Genomic DNA, 16,776 nt, shown 5'->3' with positions numbered 1-16,776 from the left:
GCCCAGGCTGCCCCCTTCATGCCGATTTCGGCCAGGAGCGCGTCAAGGATGGGTTGCTGGGCGCGATAGGCGAGGGCTGCGCTGACAGCCTGTTCGGCCAGATTGCCGCTGGCCGGCCCAGTGCCTTCGGCTTGGGCGCCTGCGCCGCCACGGCCCAGACCGTCCACCGGGATGATCTTGATGCTCAGGGGCGTAGGCGAAAAACCGGGAAATCCCGACCGTAGCGCAGGATCAGGGGGGTCTGGCGGTGGCCGGCATCGCGGGCAAGGTCGAGGACGCGGCGGCGCCCGAAGTCGCCCCACTCCGAGACCGCGAGGTGCCCATCATCGTTCGCGTCGGCATCGGGGGCCTTGAGTCCGGAGAGCAGCGCCGAGGTCAGCAATCCATTGCCGCCGACATCGTCCAGGGCCTCCTCCAGGCTTCCCGAGGAAGCGAAGACGTGCAGCCCGGCGTTTCGGGCAAACACGGTGATCCGGGCATCGTAGAGGCCGTCGAGGTTCGGGTTCATGCCGCCGGCGTGGCAGGTGTCCAGGATGAGCAGTTGACGCTGGGCGGGGACGCGCTTCAGCAGGTCGATGATTTCGCCGGCGCCGAGGATGCCGTGAGGGCTCTCCGGCCCCTCGAAGTCGTGGGTGAGCAGGAAGTAGCCCGCCTCATCCAGCAGGCCATGGGTGGCCACGAAGAGCACCAGCGCATCCTGGGGTCCGGCGCGGCGCGCCACGGACTCCAGCGCGGCGGTGATGCCCGCCTTGGTGGCGCGGCGGTCGAGCAAGGCAATGACGTCGGTCAGCTTCCCCAGTTCGATCCTGGCGGCCCGGGCGGCCAGGAAGGTGGCCAGTTCCCTGGCGTCCTTGGCGGCGTATTTGAGGCTGTCGCGCTCCCCGGAGCGGAAGCGGTCGACGCCCACCGCGACCAGGAAGGTGCGGGGGGGTGGCGCGGAGCGCCGGGAGACGAAATTCGCGGTGACGATGCGGCTGTGGACGGTGTTGTTGCGATTGAATGCGAGCGCGGCGATCTCGTTGTCGCCGGCGACGGGGGTGACCTCCAGGGTCTCGGAGAATGATTCGCCCTTGCCGGGGCGCTCGAGATGCGACAGCGTCGGGCGCAGGATACTCGCCAGGCCGCGGGTACGCCGCGGCGATGGGGCGGCGGCAGAGATCGGTGCCGCAAGCGCCAAGCGTTGGGCCGGCGTATCGGAACGGACCAGCTTGCCGTTGTGAAAGACCCGCACTTCCCCGATACCGCCGCCGGTGGCGCGCACGGTGAGGTGCAGTGTGCGGGCAGGGGCTCCCATGGCCCCAGGTGCCGTACGCAGCTCGACATCGGGCGGCGGCTGGGTGATGGCCTGCTCGATGCGGTCGCTGCCCAGGTGCGCGAAGGGTTCTCCGGCGAGGCGGCGACGCACCAGGTCGGGGCGATAGAACAGGTCGTAGAACTGATTCAGGTGGTACAGACGGTTGCCGAGGCGAAACCCGACCAATTCCGCTCCTCCCGGCGATGCAGCGAAATACCCCTGCGGGGTGAGGGCAGCCCAGTCCCCGGGCTCCCCCGCAAAGGCGGCGAAGGTGAGCATTTCCTCGCGCCCGGCAAGGTCCCACATCTTGATCTGGTGGTCGTCGCCGGCCGAGAGTACGCGCTTGCCCGCGGCCAGGAAGCTGAGGGACCTGATGGTCCCGGCGTGGCCGGCCAGACGGGCGAGGAGTTCGCCGCTCGCGACATCCCAGGCGAGCAGCTGCGCGTCATGGCCGCCACCGACCAGCACCTGACCGTCGGGAGAAAAGGCCAGGGCGGCGAGGCGCTTTTGCGCCCCGCCCAGCGTCCGGAATTCCTGACCCGAGCGGGGGTCGAAGGCGGCCAGCCGGTGCCCCGTGACGACGGCAGCGTGGCTGCCGTCAGGGCTCGCTGCAATGAGCTCCGGGGCTCCATGGCGCGAATAGTCCCTGGACCAGAGTTCGGCACCGTCCGCCACCCGGTAGGCCGACAGGCGGGTCTCCCGGGGGGCATCGACTTCCGCCCTGAGCGCCTGGCTGCTGCCCAGAAACAGGGTGCCCGCGTCGGGACTGAGGCTCAGCGCCGAGATTTCCCCCGCGATGAGGCCGGGTAGAAAGCCCAGCAGGCGCTCTTCGCCCACATCCCAGACCGCAACGCGCGAATAGAACGTGAAGAGATTGCCTGGGGCAAAGTATTTGACCGCCAGGTAAACCCGGGTTCCCTGGGCGGCGAGCGCTGCCCGTGCAAGCAGCGGGAAGACCCGGCGCTTCGCCCCCTCGCCGGGCGCCCCGAGTTGCTGCGCGGCCTCCGGCGAATGCCATGCCTCGCCGTCGGCCCTGATCACCGTGGCCGCGACCGCGCCGCTCGCAGCGATGCGCCGAACCAGGATGGCGTCCACGCCATCGTGGGCAACGCTGACCATCTGGCCCGACCCGTTCGCCACGACGCCCTGAAGTGAAAACGGGCGTCCCTGCAGCGCCTCGGGAAGCGGCGCACGGATGCGGCGCACGCGCTCGCCGGTGCTGCCATCCCAGACACTGAGGTCTCCCTCCGGCGCGGCGCTTGCAAAACCTCCTTCGACGGCGAAAACCGCTGCCGGGCTCTCGCTCCTCGCGGCCAGACGTTCCTGCGCACCGTCGGCGGGGCTCCACGCCCGCAGCGATCCGTCCCAGGAAGCAGAATAGAGCTGGTCGCCCTGGGGATTCAGCGCCAAGCCGGCCACGCTGCCTCCATGGCCTGCCAGGGAGCGGGCGATGACCCTGCGCTCCAGATCCCAGGCCTGAATGCGAAAATCGCTGACGAACATTGCGGCGAGCGTCTTTGCGCCCCCATCGACGCGCTGGAAGGGGCCGCTGTAGAGCGTCTTCTCGTCGGGGCTCAGCGCGAGGCTCTGACTGCCCCCAAGCGAACCGGTCAGCGCGTAGTCTTCCCGGCCGGAGTCGAGATGGTAAATGCGCAGGGTGGTTTCCTTGCCGTGGAACAGAAAGCCGAAACTTACCGCCACCTGCGGCGAGTTCCTGAAGAGCACCAGGTCGGACACCAGATCGGGGACGGGAAAGGCGCCCAGGCGACGTCCGTCCTTCCAGGAGAAGCGCTGAATCCTGCCCGCCCCCCCGGCGACGATGGCCGCTCCGTCCGGAGTCGTGGCCAGGGCCCGGATGCCGTCACCGCCCGCGTCGATGAGGCGGCGAAGGGATCCGTCGTCCACCGAAAATACCGCCAGGTCACCGTCCAGGTTGCCGCACGCCACTTCGCTACCGTCACGGCTGACGGCGATGGCCCGCACTTCCTTCAGGCGCCCCGAAGTTGCGCAAGACGACTCGCGGATCTGTTCGAGGCGTTGCGCGTCGAGCCACAGCAGGCGCCCGTCGGCCGTACTCGCGAAGAGGTGCCGGCCGTCCGGCGCCCAGGCCAGCCGCAAGACAGGCATCGAAACCTTGGGGAAACTGCCGATCTCCTTGTGGCTTCCCGCCTTCCAGAGCTTGGTCACGCCGGAGAAATCGGCTGAGGCGATGAAGGCACCATCGGGCGAAACCGCAACGGCCTGGATGAGTCCGGCGTGACCCAGTTGCAGAAAGACCTCGGGCTGCGGCGTGGAATCGGCAAGACTTGCAGCCGACTGCCACAGGGCCAGCGAAAGGGTGATGGCCAACACGGCTCTCACGATGCTCCTCCGGGGCGGTGGGGCGTCGCTTGTCCGGGCCGGGCGGCCTGGTGCGCCTGCCGCCGCAAGCCCTTCCCCGCAGACGACTCAGCCGATGGCATGCAGGAACTGGTGGCGCAGGGATTCCGAATCCACGAAGGCGCCGGAAAAGGCCTGGGTCACCACCCGTTCGTCGCCCCGGCGGTCCTCGCCCAGGAGCAGGCAGAGCTGTTCCGCTTCGATGACGCAGGCGGCGCCGGCGGCTTGGCCGTAGCGCACCAGGGCGTCGGCGATGTCGCGGGTCATCCATTCCTGGTAGGTGAAGCGGTGGCCGATGGCATCCACCAGGCGGGCGATGCGGCCGAAGCCGTGCAGACGGCCGCCGGGCAGGTAGGCGACGTGGGCGACGCCGCGGAAGGGCACCAGATGGTGGGGACACACGCCGTGGACGGCGATGCCGCGCACCACGACCAGGTCGGAACGGGCGTCCTCGAAGCCCTCGCCCAGGGCCGTGGCGGGGTCCAGGTCGTAGCCCCCCAGCAGCCGCTTCTGCCATAACTCCCGTACCCGCTGGGCGGTGCGGCCCATGTGGGGGGTATCGGGGGCGATGCCGCAGGCCTTGAGCAGGTCGGTGACCGCCTGCTCGAAGGCGGCGGGGTCGAAGGTTCCCGGACGGGGAATGCCGACGCCGGTGGCGGCGGGGGAGGGGATAGGGTCGGGCATGGCGGGCTCCGGTCGGATACTCCCACAGGGTAGCGCCGGCGGGAGCCGCTGCCAAATGTCGCCGCTGCCAGGTGTCTTCGCGACCGTGTCGCGGTGACCGCCTTTCCGCGTATTCCGGGTTGCCGCCGTGCCGCCGTGCAGCGGGCGACGGGGCGGGCGGGTGCGCCATGGCGGCTTTGGCCGGCGTATCATGAGCTTGCCCCGCCCCCTCCCCGGGGGCGCGCCCCTGCCCCGGACGCATGCCATGACCTTCCCGGACGCCCCCCAGCGCAAGACCTCCAACCCGCTCCGCCACCGGGTGCGCATCGTCACGGCGGCGGCGCTGTTCGACGGTCACGACGCCGCCATCAACCTGATGCGCCGCCTCATGCAGGCGGCGGGGGCCGAGGTCATTCACCTGGGCCACAACCGCTCGGTGCGGGAAGTCGTCGCCGCGGCCCTGCAGGAGGACGTGCAGGGGGTGGCGATCACCTCCTACCAAGGGGGGCACCTGGAATTCTTCCGCTATCTGGTCGATCGCTTGCGGGCCGAGGGGGGAGAGGGAATCAAGGTCTTCGGTGGGGGCGGCGGGGTCATCCTGCCGCAGGAAATCGCCGCCTTGCAGGCCTATGGTGTCACCCGTCTCTACTCGCCGGAAGACGGCGCCCGCCTCGGTTTGCAGGGCATGATCGACGAGGTGCTGGCCGCCTGCGACTTCGATCCGGCGGCGGGGTACACGGGCGAAGCGGCGCTGCAGGGGTTGCGGAGCGGGGATCGCCGCTTCCTGGCGCGCCTCGTCACCGCTCTGGAGAACGGCGCCCTGCCGGAGTTGGGGGCGGAACTGGTCGCGGCGGCGTCCGGCCTGCCGGTGCCCGTTCTGGGTATCACTGGCACGGGCGGCGCGGGCAAGTCCTCCCTGGCCGATGAACTGGTGCGCCGCCTGCGCCTCGATCAGGAGGATCGCCTGTCCATCGCCATCCTTTCCGTCGATCCCACCCGGCGGCGCAGCGGCGGGGCCTTGCTGGGCGACCGCATCCGCATGAACGCCATCGATCACGCAGGAATCTTCATGCGCTCCCTGGCTACGCGGGGGGCGGGCAGCGAAGTGTCCGCGGCCCTGCCGGCGGCGGTGGCCGCCTGCAAGCTGGCGGGGTTCGACCTGGTGCTGGTGGAGACCGCCGGCATCGGCCAGGGGGACGCCGCCATCGCCGCCCTGGCCGACGTGGCCCTCTACGTCATGACCCCCGAGTTCGGCGCCGCCTCGCAACTGGAAAAGATCGACATGCTCGATTTCGCCCACTGTGTGGCGGTGAACAAGTTCGACCGCCCCGGCGCCGAAGATGCCCTGCGCGACGTGCAGAAACAGGTGCAGCGCAACCGCGCCCGCTTCGCCGAGGCGCCGGCGGCCATGCCCGTCTTCGGCACCCAGGCCGCCCGCTTCAACGACGATGGTGTGACCGCCCTCTACCAGGCCCTGGTGCCGCTCCTGAGGGAGAAGGGCCTCACGCTCGGCCCGGGGCGCCTGGCGCCCGTGGCGGGCCGTCACGCCGGCGCTGCCCCGGCCATCGTGCCGGCCGCCCGCAGGCGCCATCTGGCCGAAGTCGCCGACACGGTCCGCGGCTACCACGCCCGGGTCGAAGCCCAGGCGCGCATCGCCCACGAGCGCCAGGCCCTGGCCACCGCCCGTGAGCTGCTGCGCGCCGTGGGGCAGGCGCCGGAACTGCCGGCCCTGGAAGCCGCCCTGGCGGCCCGCGAGGCGGCCTTGGACCCGGATGCCCGGCGTCTGCTGGAGTCCTGGCCCGCCCTGGCTGCGGCTTACGGCGGCGAGGAACATAGCAGCGCCGTGCGTGGCCGGGAGATGCGCACCCGTCTGCGGCGGGAAACCCTTTCCGGCACCTCGCTGCCCAAGGTCAGCCTGCCCCGCTACGCCGATGCCGGCGACCTCCTTCGCTTCCTGCAGCGGGAGAACCTGCCCGGCTATTTTCCCTTCACCGCCGGGGTCTTCCCCTTCAAGCGCGAGACCGAGGACGCGACGCGCATGTTCGCCGGCGAGGGCGATCCGGCCCGCACCAACCGCCGCTTCCATGCCCTTTCCGCCGGCATGCCCGCCCGGCGCCTGTCCACCGCCTTCGATTCGGTGACGCTGTACGGCTGCGACCCCGACGAGCGCCCGGACATCTACGGCAAGATCGGCAACGCCGGCGTCTCCGTCGCCACCCTGGACGACATGCAGGCGCTCTACGCCGGCTTCGATCTCTGCGACCCGGCCACCTCGGTGTCGATGACCATCAACGGTCCGGCTCCCATCCTGCTGGCCATGTACTTCAACACCGCCCTCGACCAGCAGCGGGCCCGCTTTCGCGCCGAGCACGGCCGTCCGCCGCAGGCGCAGGAAGAAGAAGCCCTCCTGGCCTGCACTCTGGCCGCCGTGCGCGGCACCGTCCAGGCCGACATCCTCAAGGAGGATCAGGGCCAGAACACCTGCATTTTCTCCACCGAGTTCGCCTTGAAACTGATGGGCGACGTCCAGGAGTATTTCGTCGCCCACCGGGTGCGCAACTTCTACTCCGTGTCCATTTCCGGCTACCACATCGCCGAAGCGGGGGCCAATCCCATCAGCCAGCTCGCCTTCACCCTGGCCAATGGCTTTACCTACGTGGAGGCCTATCTGGCCCGGGGCATGGCCATCGACGACTTTGCCCCCAACCTGTCCTTCTTCTTTTCCAACGGCATGGAGCCGGAATACGCCGTCCTCGGTCGCGTGGCTCGGCGCATCTGGGCCATCGCCCTGAAGCACCGTTACGGCGCCGGGGAACGCAGCCAGAAATTGAAGTACCACATCCAGACCAGCGGTCGCTCGCTCCACGCCCAGGAAATCGATTTCAACGACATCCGCACCACCCTGCAGGCCCTCATCGCCGTCTACGACCACTGCAACAGCCTGCACACCAACGCCTACGACGAGGCCATCACCACGCCCACCGACGCTTCGGTGCGGCGGGCTCTGGCCATCCAGCTCATCATCAATCGCGAATGGGGTCTCGCCCGCTGCGAAAATCCCAACCAGGGCGCCTTCGTCGTCGAGGAGCTGACCGACCTGGTGGAAGAAGCGGTGCTCAGGGAATTCGACGCCCTGGCCGCCCGGGGCGGCGTCCTGGGCGCCATGGAAAGCGGCTACCAGCGTGGCCGCATCCAGGAAGAATCCTTGCTCTACGAAAGGAAGAAGCACGACGGCAGCTACCCCATCGTCGGCGTCAATACCTTCGTTGCGCCCGTGGCGGCAAGCGCCCCCGCCATCGCCCCGGCCCGTTCCAGCGAGGAGGAAAAGCGCGCCCAGATCCGTCGCCTGCGGGAATTTCAAACCCGCCACTCCGACACCGCCCCGGGGCAACTGGCCCGCCTCAAGGCTGTTGCCCTGGCGGGCGGCAACGTCTTCGCCGCCCTCATGGAAACCGTGCGCTGCTGTTCCCTGGGCCAGATCACCGCCGCCCTCTACGAGGTGGGCGGGCAGTATCGACGCAATATGTAGGGGCCGGCGGCCCCCTACACGATCAGGAAATCCGTACTGTCCAGCGTCGGCGCCCCATCCAGGATGGCGATCAGGGTCGGTGCCCCGGCCCCATCGGCGTTGCAATAGAGGCCACCGGTGCTGACGTCGATTCGTGCTTGACGGTGTGCAACCATTGCACAATAATCGCCCGGTGCCGACTCTCCACCGCTTGCCCACCATGACCATCCGGGTCAACGTTCCCGATCATCGCCCGCCCCATGTGCACGTGGTCTTGGCGGATCGCCGCGACGCGATGGTGTTCCTGGATTCGCTGGAAGTGGTCAGTCGGACGGTGCGGTCTTCCGAAATCCGGGAGGCCCTGGCCTGGATCGCCACCCACCGCGATGCCGCCCGGTCTTGTTTCGAGGAGTGCAACCCATGATCCACGATCCGCAACATTCCCTGACCCAGGTTGAAGTGACCGGCCCGGCGCAGCTACGTCTGAGCTTTGCCGATGGCGCCGAACATTCCCTCGACCTCGCACCCGTGATCCGGGCCTACCCTGCGCTGGCGCCCCTGGCCGATGCGGTGCTGTTTGCCGCGGTGCGGCTGGATGCCCGCGGCGGCTATCTGGTCTGGAGAGAAGATGAACTGGAGATGGCCGCCGACACCCTGCGCCATCTGGCGGTGGAACAGGCCGGTGGTATCGGACATGAACGCCTGCTCAACTGGCTGCACGACAACGGCCTGACTCAGCAGGCAGCGGCCCAGGCCATAGGCGTCAGTCGCCGGATGCTGAACTACTACCTCTCAGGCCGGAAGCCGATCCCGAAAACCGTGTGGCTGGCCTGCTTGGGCTGGGAGGTCGAACAGGGCTTGCGCAAGGCCGCCTGAGACGGGTCGCCCCCGCAGGCCGATGCCCGGCGGCCCCCTACACGATCAGGAAATCCGTACTGTCCAGCGTCGGCGCCCCATCCAGGATGGCGATCAGGGTCGGTGCCCCGGCCCCTGCGCCATCGGCGTTGTCATACAGCCCGCCGGTAGTCGTGTTGTACAGGATGTGACGGGCATCGTTGTTGGCGAAGTGCGGACTCTTGCGATCAGGGTGCCCTTGATCAACCCCCCATGCCAGGCGGAATCGGTACCTGGGCAGCCGATCAGGGCGAACGGACCACTCACCGGGAGGGTGCATCCACGAATTTTCACTGGCTTTCAGGACAGACTTGTCGAAGGAAGAGTGGACTTTCGGTGCCCAAGCGAAATTCCAGGGTCAAGACATGAGCACTTCAAGCGCCCGCCTCACCCGCTCGACGACGCTCTCCCAATCCCCGTAGGCCGGCTGCCGGAAGAGTCGCGCCGCGGCATACCAGGGGGTGCTGTCGGGGGCGCTGTCGAGCCAGCGCCAGTCGGGGTGGAAGGGGACGAGAATCCAGGTGGGGACGCCCAGGGCTGCGGCCAGGTGCGCGACCGAGGTGTCCACCGCGATGACCAGATCCAGATTGGCAATGAGGGCGGCGGAGTCGGCGTAGTCCCCCAGATCGGCGCTGAAGTCCGCCAGGGGCAGGCCGCTGGCGGCTGCCTGGGCCGCATCGGGGCCCACTTGCAGGCTGACGAAGCTGACCCCGGGTTGCGCGAAGAGCGGCGCGAAGCGCTCCAGGGGCAGGGAGCGGCGGGCGTCGTTCTGGTGGGTGGGGCTGCCCGCCCAGACCAGGCCCACGCGGCGGCCGGCCAGGCCGGCGAGGCGCTCCTTCCAGGCCGCGGTCTGGGCGGCGTCGGCCGTCAGGTAGGGGCGGCCGTCACCGAAGGCGGCCAGGCTGCGGCGACGAAAGCGGGCGAGGGAGAGCAGGGGGGCCTGCCGGGTTGCCGTCGCCGTGGCCGGGTCGGCCGGGGTGGCTTCGGTCACCCAGGTGTAAGCGGGGAAATTGGCCGCCAGCAGGCGCAGCAGGCGGGCGTCGGTTTCCACCACCAAGGCGGCGGCTTCGGCGGCCACCTCGGGCAGCAGGCGGGCGGCCATGATCTTGTCGCCGGCACCCTGCTCGCCCCAGACCAGCAGGCGTTGGCCCGCCAGGGAATCCCCTTGCCAGAGGGGCTGCGCAAAGCGGCGGGGACGCACGGGATTCTTGGGGCGGTGGAAGCGCTGTTCGTAGAGATCCCAGCCGTCGCCGAACTGGCCGGTGAGCAGGAGGAGGAGGGAGAGATTCACCTGCACATCGACGTGATCGGGCTTGCGGGCCAGGGCCTCGCGGAAGGCGGCGATGGCCTCCGGGACCCGGCCCGATTCCTTGAGGGTGTTGCCCAGGCCGAACCAGGTGTCGGGGTTGCCCGGGTCGCTCTCCAGGGCGCGCCGGAAGCAGGCCAGGGATTCGTCGAAGCGGCCCAGATCGCGCAGGGCGCTGCCCAGGTTGGTGGTGGCGGCGGCGTTGCGGGGCTCGACGGCCAGGGCGCGGCGGTAGGTGGCCACCGCTTCTTCCAGGCGGCCGTCTTCTTTCTGCAGCACGCCAAGGTTGTTGAGGATGCCGGGGGAACGGGGTGAGAGCTCGGCGGCGCGCTGGATGGCGGCCAGGGCCTCGGGCAAGTCCTTTCCCTCGCGCAGGGCGTTGGCCAGGTGGAGCCAGGCTTCGCCACTGTTGTCGTCCAGGCTGAGGGCCTGGCGGGCGGCGTCGATGGCTTCCTCGGCCCGGTGCAACTGGCGGGCGAGGTCACTGCGCAGCAGCCAGGCGTAGGCGAGTTTCGGCTGGTGGCCGGTGAGGGGACGCAGGAGGGCGAGGGCGGCTTTCTTCTTGTCGAGGCGCACCAGCAGCCGGGCCAGCATGAGGGCGGCCTCGGGATGGCTGCGGCCGCGGTGGAACACGGGCAGCAGGCGTTTGGGGTCGGCGCTCTTGGGCGCCAACTGGGCCAGACGGACGAGGCTGGGGCGGTGCAGGGGGTCTGCGGCCAGGCGCCGCAGGCAGGTGGCTTCGTCGGCGGTGGCAGGGTCGGGGACAAGGACGCCGCGGGGCTCGGCCTTCTTCTGCTTCCGGCCTGGAGCGGAGGGGGCAGCGGGAAATTGCGCTTCCAGGGCGCTCACCAGCCTGGCGACCACCGGGCCCCAATCGCCGGGCGCCGCCTGGCGAAAGAGGCGGGCCGTGGGATACCACAGGGTCGCCTCGCCCCGGGCGTCGCCCCAGCGCCAGTCGGGCACGGCGGGGACCATAATCCACACCGGCTTGCCCAGGGCGCCGGCCAGGTGCGCCACGGCGCTGTCCACGGTGACGACCAGATCCAGTTCGGCGACGAGGCCGGCGCTGTCGTAAAAATCGGCGATCTGGCCGGACCAGTCCACGCAGGGTAGCCCGGAACCCGCCCCTTCGGCGGCGCGACCGCCCACCTGGAGGGTGTGGAAGTCGCAGCGCTCCGCCAGGGCGAAGAGGGGGGCCAGGGCGGCGAGGCCCACCGAACGGGCCGCGTCGTTGGGGTGTTGCGGATTGCCGGCCCAGGCCAGGCCCACCCGGGGGCGCTGGCGGGGGCCGAGGCGCTGCTGCCAGGGCGCCCGGACAGCAGCGCCGAGTGTGCCGTAGGCCGGGCCGCCGGCCAGGGCAGCGTCGCCGCAGGCGTCGAGAATGCGGGGCAGGGATGCCAGGCATTGCTGCCGACTGCCGGGGTCGGGCGGCGTCTTGCCCGCTTCGCCGACCGGGAGGCCGGGGAAAAGGGCGGCGAACAATCGGACGAGAGGCGCGTCCACCTCCAGCCGCAGGCGGGGGCAGCGGGCCTGCACCTGGGGGATGAAGCGGGCGAACTGGATCTGGTCTCCCAGGCCCTGGTCACCCCAGAGGAGCAGGGAATTTTCGGCCAGGGCTTCGCCTTCCCAGGCGGGCAGGTCCGCGTGGCGGCGGGGGACGGGGCGATCCCGCTTGCAGAAGCGTGCTTCGGCCAGAAGCCAGCCTCGGCGCCAGTCTTCCCGGCGCAGCGCCAGGGCGGCGAGGTGCCAGGCGAGGTCGGGGCTCTGGCGCGCCAGAGCGGCCAGCCAGTGGGCCTCGGCCTGCTCCAGGCGACCGGCGGCATAGGCGTTCAGGCCCAGGTGGAAATGGGCTTCGCTGCGCTCCGGGGCGGCGGCGAGGTCCGCCAGGAATGCGACTTCGGCGCCAGCGAAGTTTCCGGCGGCCATCAGGGCGAGGCCGGTGCAGGCCGAGGTGTCGTGGGTCGGGGTGGCGGGCGGGGGACTGCGGTTTGTCATGGGTGCGGGAGGGCCATGCTATGATCGCTGACTATCACGGTTCGTTGATATTTCCGGCGCATTTTAGGGGGGTTTATGGCTATTTTTATCACCAATTACGATTTTGATATTGTCGATTCCGGGGGCACCCTGGTGTGGGCGGTGGAAACCAGCGTCATCCCTCCCCTGGTGGTGATGGGGACTGCCGGAGACGATGCCTTCATTTCCCTGGCCGCGGGGGCGGACCGCTCCCACCAGGGAGACTATGTCGCTGCCGTGGGGGGCGTCTATGCCGATCCCGATGACGCCAAGATTGCCAATCTGATGATGGGTGGCCTGGGCAACGACCTCTACCAAGTGGACCATGCTGGCGACACCGTCGTCGAAAATGCCGGTGAAGGCAGCGATACGGTGGCCACGGTCCTCGATGGCTATAGTCTGGGCGCCAATGTCGAAAACCTGCAAATCTGGGTCAACTTCGTGCACGCGGCCAACGCAGGGTTGGGCGATGACGGGGATCCCGGCGCGGCCCTTCACCGAACGGCGACGGGCAACGCCCTCAACAACATCATCACGGCCATCACCGACTTCGATCTGCTGGGGGGTGACAACGCCCTGGCCCGCAGCCAGATTTCCTTCACCCTCGATGGGGGTGCCGGCAACGACAGCCTGGTGGGCGGAGACGGCAATGACCATCTGGTGGGCGGCACCGGCGTCGATGCCATGGCCGGAGGCAAGGGCGACGACACCTACGCGGTGGACGCCGCCACCGACCTCATCGTCGAAGGACTCGATGCCGGCTACGACACGGTGCTGGCCGCGGCAAGCTATTCCCTGGCGGCCAATGTCGAGGCGGGCGTCCTGGTCGAAGGGACCGCCGCCATCGCCTTGACCGGCAATGCCCTGGGCAACGACCTGGAAGGCAACAGCGGCAACAACACCCTCATCGGGGGTCTGGGAGACGACGAACTGCGCGGCCTGTGGGGCAATGACAACCTGCAGGGGGGTGAAGGGGCCGATATCCTGGTGGGCAACGGACTCGAAGCCGAGCCGGGCTTCAGCCTCCCCGGGAGCTTCAGCGACAACGACATCCTCGACGGAGGCGTCGGCAACGACCTGCTCGTCGCCCTGGGACTGGGCAGCGATTCCCTCCTGGGTGGCCTGGGCAACGACGTGCTCGCCCTGGCGCCCCTCGACCCGGATATCGCGGCGGGGGCAGGGCTGTACCCCTCGGCATCCGGCAACACGGCCAATTTCACCCTCAACGGCGGCGCCGGGGACGACGTGTATCTTCTGCACGTCGCCGCTCTGGTGAGCAACAACGGCTACACCAACCCCATGCCCCGCATCGTCGAAGCGGCGGGCGGCGGCAACGACACGGTCTATCTGGTGGAGGACCTGTCCCGCCCCGTGGCCGACCTGACCGAACAGCAGGAAGAGTCCCTCGAATTCCTGCAGGACGCCCTGGACGATGTGGGCTTCGACGCCCCCGGCGTGGTCCGCCTGGGTAACCTGGCGGCGGAAGTGGAAAATCTGGTGGCCGACGGCCTGCATGGGACGGCGATCGAAGTGGTGGGCAACGGCAGCGCCAACCTCCTGGTGGGCAGCAATGGCGAGATCGGCGACTACCTGGCCGGCGGAGCGGGCAACGACACCCTGGACGGGCGCATGGGGGCCGACATCCTGATCGGCGGTGACGGCAACGACACCTATGTGGTGGACGACAGCGGCGATTCCATCATCGAGTCGGCCACCGCCCTGGCCAGTACCGCCGACACGGTCTATTCCTCGGTGAGCTACGCGCTGAGCCGCAATGTGGAAAACCTCACCCTGGCGGGCATCGACGCCATCAACGGGGTTGGCAACGAGAGCGCCAACCTGATCATCGGCAACGCCGCGGCCAACGGCCTCTTTGGCAACGACGGCAACGACCGTCTCTTCGGCCTGGGGGGGAACGACCGCCTCTACGGCCAGATCGGCAACGACACCCTGGACGGCGGTGCGGGCAACGACACGATGTACGGTGGGCAGGACAACGACGTCTATGTCGTCGATTCCGCCACCGACCATGTTTACGAATGGTCCGGCCAGGGGAGCGACACGGTGAGCGCCGCGGTGAGCTACAACCTGGTGGGCAAGGGGTATGTCGAAACCCTGGTCGGCACCAGCACCGCGGGCCTGACCCTGACCGGCAACGGCGCCACCAATACCATCATCGGCAACAGCGGCAACGACGTGCTCAACGACGACGGCCGCACCGCCGGGGCGGGGACCAATGGGGTCACGATGATCGGCGGCGCCGGCAACGACACCTACATCCTCCACAACATTCTCGACAAGCTGGTCGAAGGGGCCGCGGCGGGCACCGATACCCTGGACGACCGCATCGCCGGCGCTCATTCGCTCAACCTCACCAATGCGCTCTTCGCCAATGTCGAGAACGTTACGGTGACCACCACCGTCGGCGTCAACGTCACCGGTACCACCGGGGCCAATGCCTTCGTCAGCGGGGCCGGGACGGACGTTTTCATCGGCGCCGGCGGCAACGACAGCTACTTCGTGCAGGAAACCGACACGGTGACCGAGGCTGCCGCCGGGGGCAGCGATACGATCTACGCCCAGGATTTCAGCCTCACCCTGGGGGCCGGCAACGGTGCCAACGTGGAAAACGGCTACATGCGCGCCTCCACGGCCGCCCACACCCTGACCGGGGACGCCAACGCCAACCTCCTGGGGGACGATGTCGCCAATACCACCTTCGCCGCCACCCTGGCCGGCGCCGGCGGCAACGATACCTACGAACTGCGCGCCGCCAACACGGTGGTCACCGAGGGGTCAGGCGCGGGGACCGACCTGGTCCATACCTATCTGGCGGCGACCCATATGGAGCAGGGGGAATTCACCCTGGCGGCCAACGTGGAACAACTCACCGTCCATGGCATCGCTGCGGGCACCCATTTTGCCACCGGCAACGCGCTGGCCAACATCCTTCAGGGTACGACCGAAAGCGGGGTTTCCGCTGCGGGGGTGAGCTTCATTCTTGATGGCGGCGCCGCGAGCGACACCGTGGGCGGAGGGTTGGGGAACGATTTTCTCATCGGCGGAAGCGGTGCCGACGTGCTGCGGGGGTTTGAGGGCAACGATGAACTGATCTCCGGTAGTTACGATTTCATCCTTGAGTCCACCTCATTCGACCTGAGCACCGTCGATACCCTCTTCGGCGGCAAGGGCAACGACTGGTATCAGGTGCGCAATGGCGACGCGGTGACCGAAGTGGCGGGCGAGGGTTTCGACACCGTCAGCCTCAACCTCGCCCTGTCGGTCATGGCCTCCACCACCGTGGCCGGCGTGCAGACCTATTCCTATGCGCTGCCGGCCAACGTGGAAGCCCTGCAACTGGCATCGCTCCTCAATCACGGCAGCGCCGGGGCGGCGACCAGCCGGGTTGTCGCGGTGACCGGCTCCGCCAACGCGGATCGCCTGACCGCCCTGGGCGAGATATGGGACGACGGTGCCGGCGGCCTGCCCGACCTCAATGTCCGCCTGGACGGTGGCGCCAATGCCGACATCCTGGAAGCCTTTGCCAGCACGGCCTTCGGAGGCAGCGGCATGGCCACCCTGGTCGGCGGCCTGGGCGACGACGTCTTCCTCCTGAGCGGCGACGCCATTACCACGGTGGAAGCGGTGGGGGGCGGCACCGACACGGCGGTGCTCCTGCAGGGGGGCGGATCCCTGGATGTGGACCTCGTCACCTACACCCTGGACGCCAATGTGGACAATCTCCTGGTGGGCAACGACGACCACCTGATCGTCTTCGGCAGCCAGGGCGGCGCCTATCTGGCCGACACGCGCTTCGACCTGAGCGGCAACGCCCTCGCCAATCTGATCGTCGGCGGCGGCGACAACGATACCCTGGACGGCGGTGCCAGCGCCGACACCCTGGTGGGCGGCGCCGGTGACGATCTCTACGGGGTCGACAACCTCCTCGACCGCCTCGTCGAGGACGGCGCGGGCGGCGGCATCGATTCCATTCTGGTTTCGATCTCCGGCTACAACATGGCGGTCAACGCCTGGAATGTGGAAAACGCCACCTACGACAACGGCGGCGGCAACCTGGACGATGCCCTCAACGTAACTCTCATCGGCAACAACCTGGACAACACCCTGACCGGCGGGCAGAACGGGGGCGAACTTCTGGGTGTGGGCGGCGACGACGTGCTCATCGGAGGCGCTGGCGACGACACCCTGCGCGGCGGTAACGGCGACGATACCCTCGAAGGGGGTACAGGCGAGGACCATCTTTACGGGGGCTTCGGCGCCGACACCTTCATCCTCGACGACACCAGCGTCGATACGGTGCACAGCTTTGATTCCACGGCCGATGTCCTCGTCGTACGCAGCGCCAGCTTCACGCCCGGGACCGTCTATTTCGACGACTTCGGCAATTTCGTCGAAGGCGCCGGAGACCTGGCCACCCAGCAGGCGGCAGCCCTGGGGGCGGGGGATACCTGGTTCTGGCACTACGACGACACCATCCAGGTGGCCGATTCCTACTACCACGACGGAGCGTCCTGGGTGCTCGCCACCCACTTCGACTTCGACAACAAGCCGGGCATCACCGAAATGCCCAATGTCCACGTGGCGGCCTTCGAGATCATCGCCGCCCCCTGAGGCCCTCCTTCCCCGGCGCCCCCCCCGGTCCCCGGGGAGGGCGTTCCGGGGGGGGCGCCGCAGTCGTTCCGGCTTGACCCTTGCGGT

General features: G+C 68.8%; 9 protein-coding genes. 4 read left to right on the top strand and 5 right to left on the bottom strand.

Translation table 11 applies throughout. The annotated features are described in order from the left end of the window. Nucleotides 1–184 precede the first annotated feature (184 nt). Nucleotides 185–3,655, bottom strand: coding sequence for a caspase family protein (locus tag IPM73_15595; protein ID MBK8919425.1), 3,471 nt, complete (start codon nucleotides 3,653–3,655; stop codon nucleotides 185–187). An 87-nt stretch (nucleotides 3,656–3,742) separates the two neighbouring features. Beyond that, complete coding sequence (gene folE, locus IPM73_15590; GenBank protein ID MBK8919424.1) at nucleotides 3,743–4,357, bottom strand: GTP cyclohydrolase I FolE; 615 nt, start codon at nucleotides 4,355–4,357, stop codon at nucleotides 3,743–3,745. A 244-nt stretch (nucleotides 4,358–4,601) separates the two neighbouring features. Here folE and IPM73_15585 point away from each other — a divergent pair, with 244 nt between their 5' ends. After that, nucleotides 4,602–7,865, top strand: coding sequence for a cobalamin-dependent protein (locus IPM73_15585; GenBank protein MBK8919423.1), 3,264 nt, complete (start codon nucleotides 4,602–4,604; stop codon nucleotides 7,863–7,865). A gap of 14 nt (nucleotides 7,866–7,879) precedes the next feature. On the opposite strand, the gene IPM73_15580 is transcribed toward IPM73_15585, so the two are convergent. Beyond that, on the bottom strand, nucleotides 7,880–8,020 hold the full coding sequence (locus IPM73_15580) for a hypothetical protein (protein MBK8919422.1): 141 nt from the start codon (nucleotides 8,018–8,020) through the stop codon (nucleotides 7,880–7,882). A 17-nt stretch (nucleotides 8,021–8,037) separates the two neighbouring features. Between IPM73_15580 and IPM73_15575 the strand changes: the two genes are divergently transcribed. Continuing rightward, on the top strand, nucleotides 8,038–8,268 hold the full coding sequence (locus tag IPM73_15575) for a DUF4160 domain-containing protein (GenBank protein MBK8919421.1): 231 nt from the start codon (nucleotides 8,038–8,040) through the stop codon (nucleotides 8,266–8,268). Further along, nucleotides 8,265–8,720 (top strand): DUF2442 domain-containing protein, encoded by a 456-nt coding sequence (locus IPM73_15570; GenBank protein MBK8919420.1) that lies wholly within the window; start codon nucleotides 8,265–8,267, stop codon nucleotides 8,718–8,720. Before IPM73_15575 ends, IPM73_15570 begins: the two co-directional genes overlap by 4 nt. Before the next feature lie 37 nt (nucleotides 8,721–8,757). Here the strand turns inward: IPM73_15570 and IPM73_15565 are convergent, their stop codons facing one another. Beyond that, nucleotides 8,758–9,018: a hypothetical protein gene (locus tag IPM73_15565; protein MBK8919419.1), complete on the bottom strand. Its 261-nt coding sequence runs from the start codon at nucleotides 9,016–9,018 to the stop codon at nucleotides 8,758–8,760. Nucleotides 9,019–9,096: 78 nt separating this feature from the next. Continuing rightward, the gene (locus IPM73_15560; protein ID MBK8919418.1) at nucleotides 9,097–12,039 is read right to left on the bottom strand and encodes a tetratricopeptide repeat protein; all 2,943 of its coding nucleotides are present in this window, start codon (nucleotides 12,037–12,039) and stop codon (nucleotides 9,097–9,099) included. Between the two features lie 75 nt (nucleotides 12,040–12,114). Between IPM73_15560 and IPM73_15555 the strand changes: the two genes are divergently transcribed. Continuing rightward, entirely contained in the window at nucleotides 12,115–16,689 is a 4,575-nt protein-coding gene (locus IPM73_15555; GenBank protein ID MBK8919417.1) for a hypothetical protein, read from the top strand. Nucleotides 16,690–16,776 lie beyond the last annotated feature (87 nt).

This window comes from Betaproteobacteria bacterium, assembly GCA_016720065.1.
Taxonomy (GTDB): Bacteria; Pseudomonadota; Gammaproteobacteria; order Burkholderiales; family Rhodocyclaceae; genus SSSZ01.
This window is presented reverse-complemented; position numbering and strand designations above follow the sequence as displayed.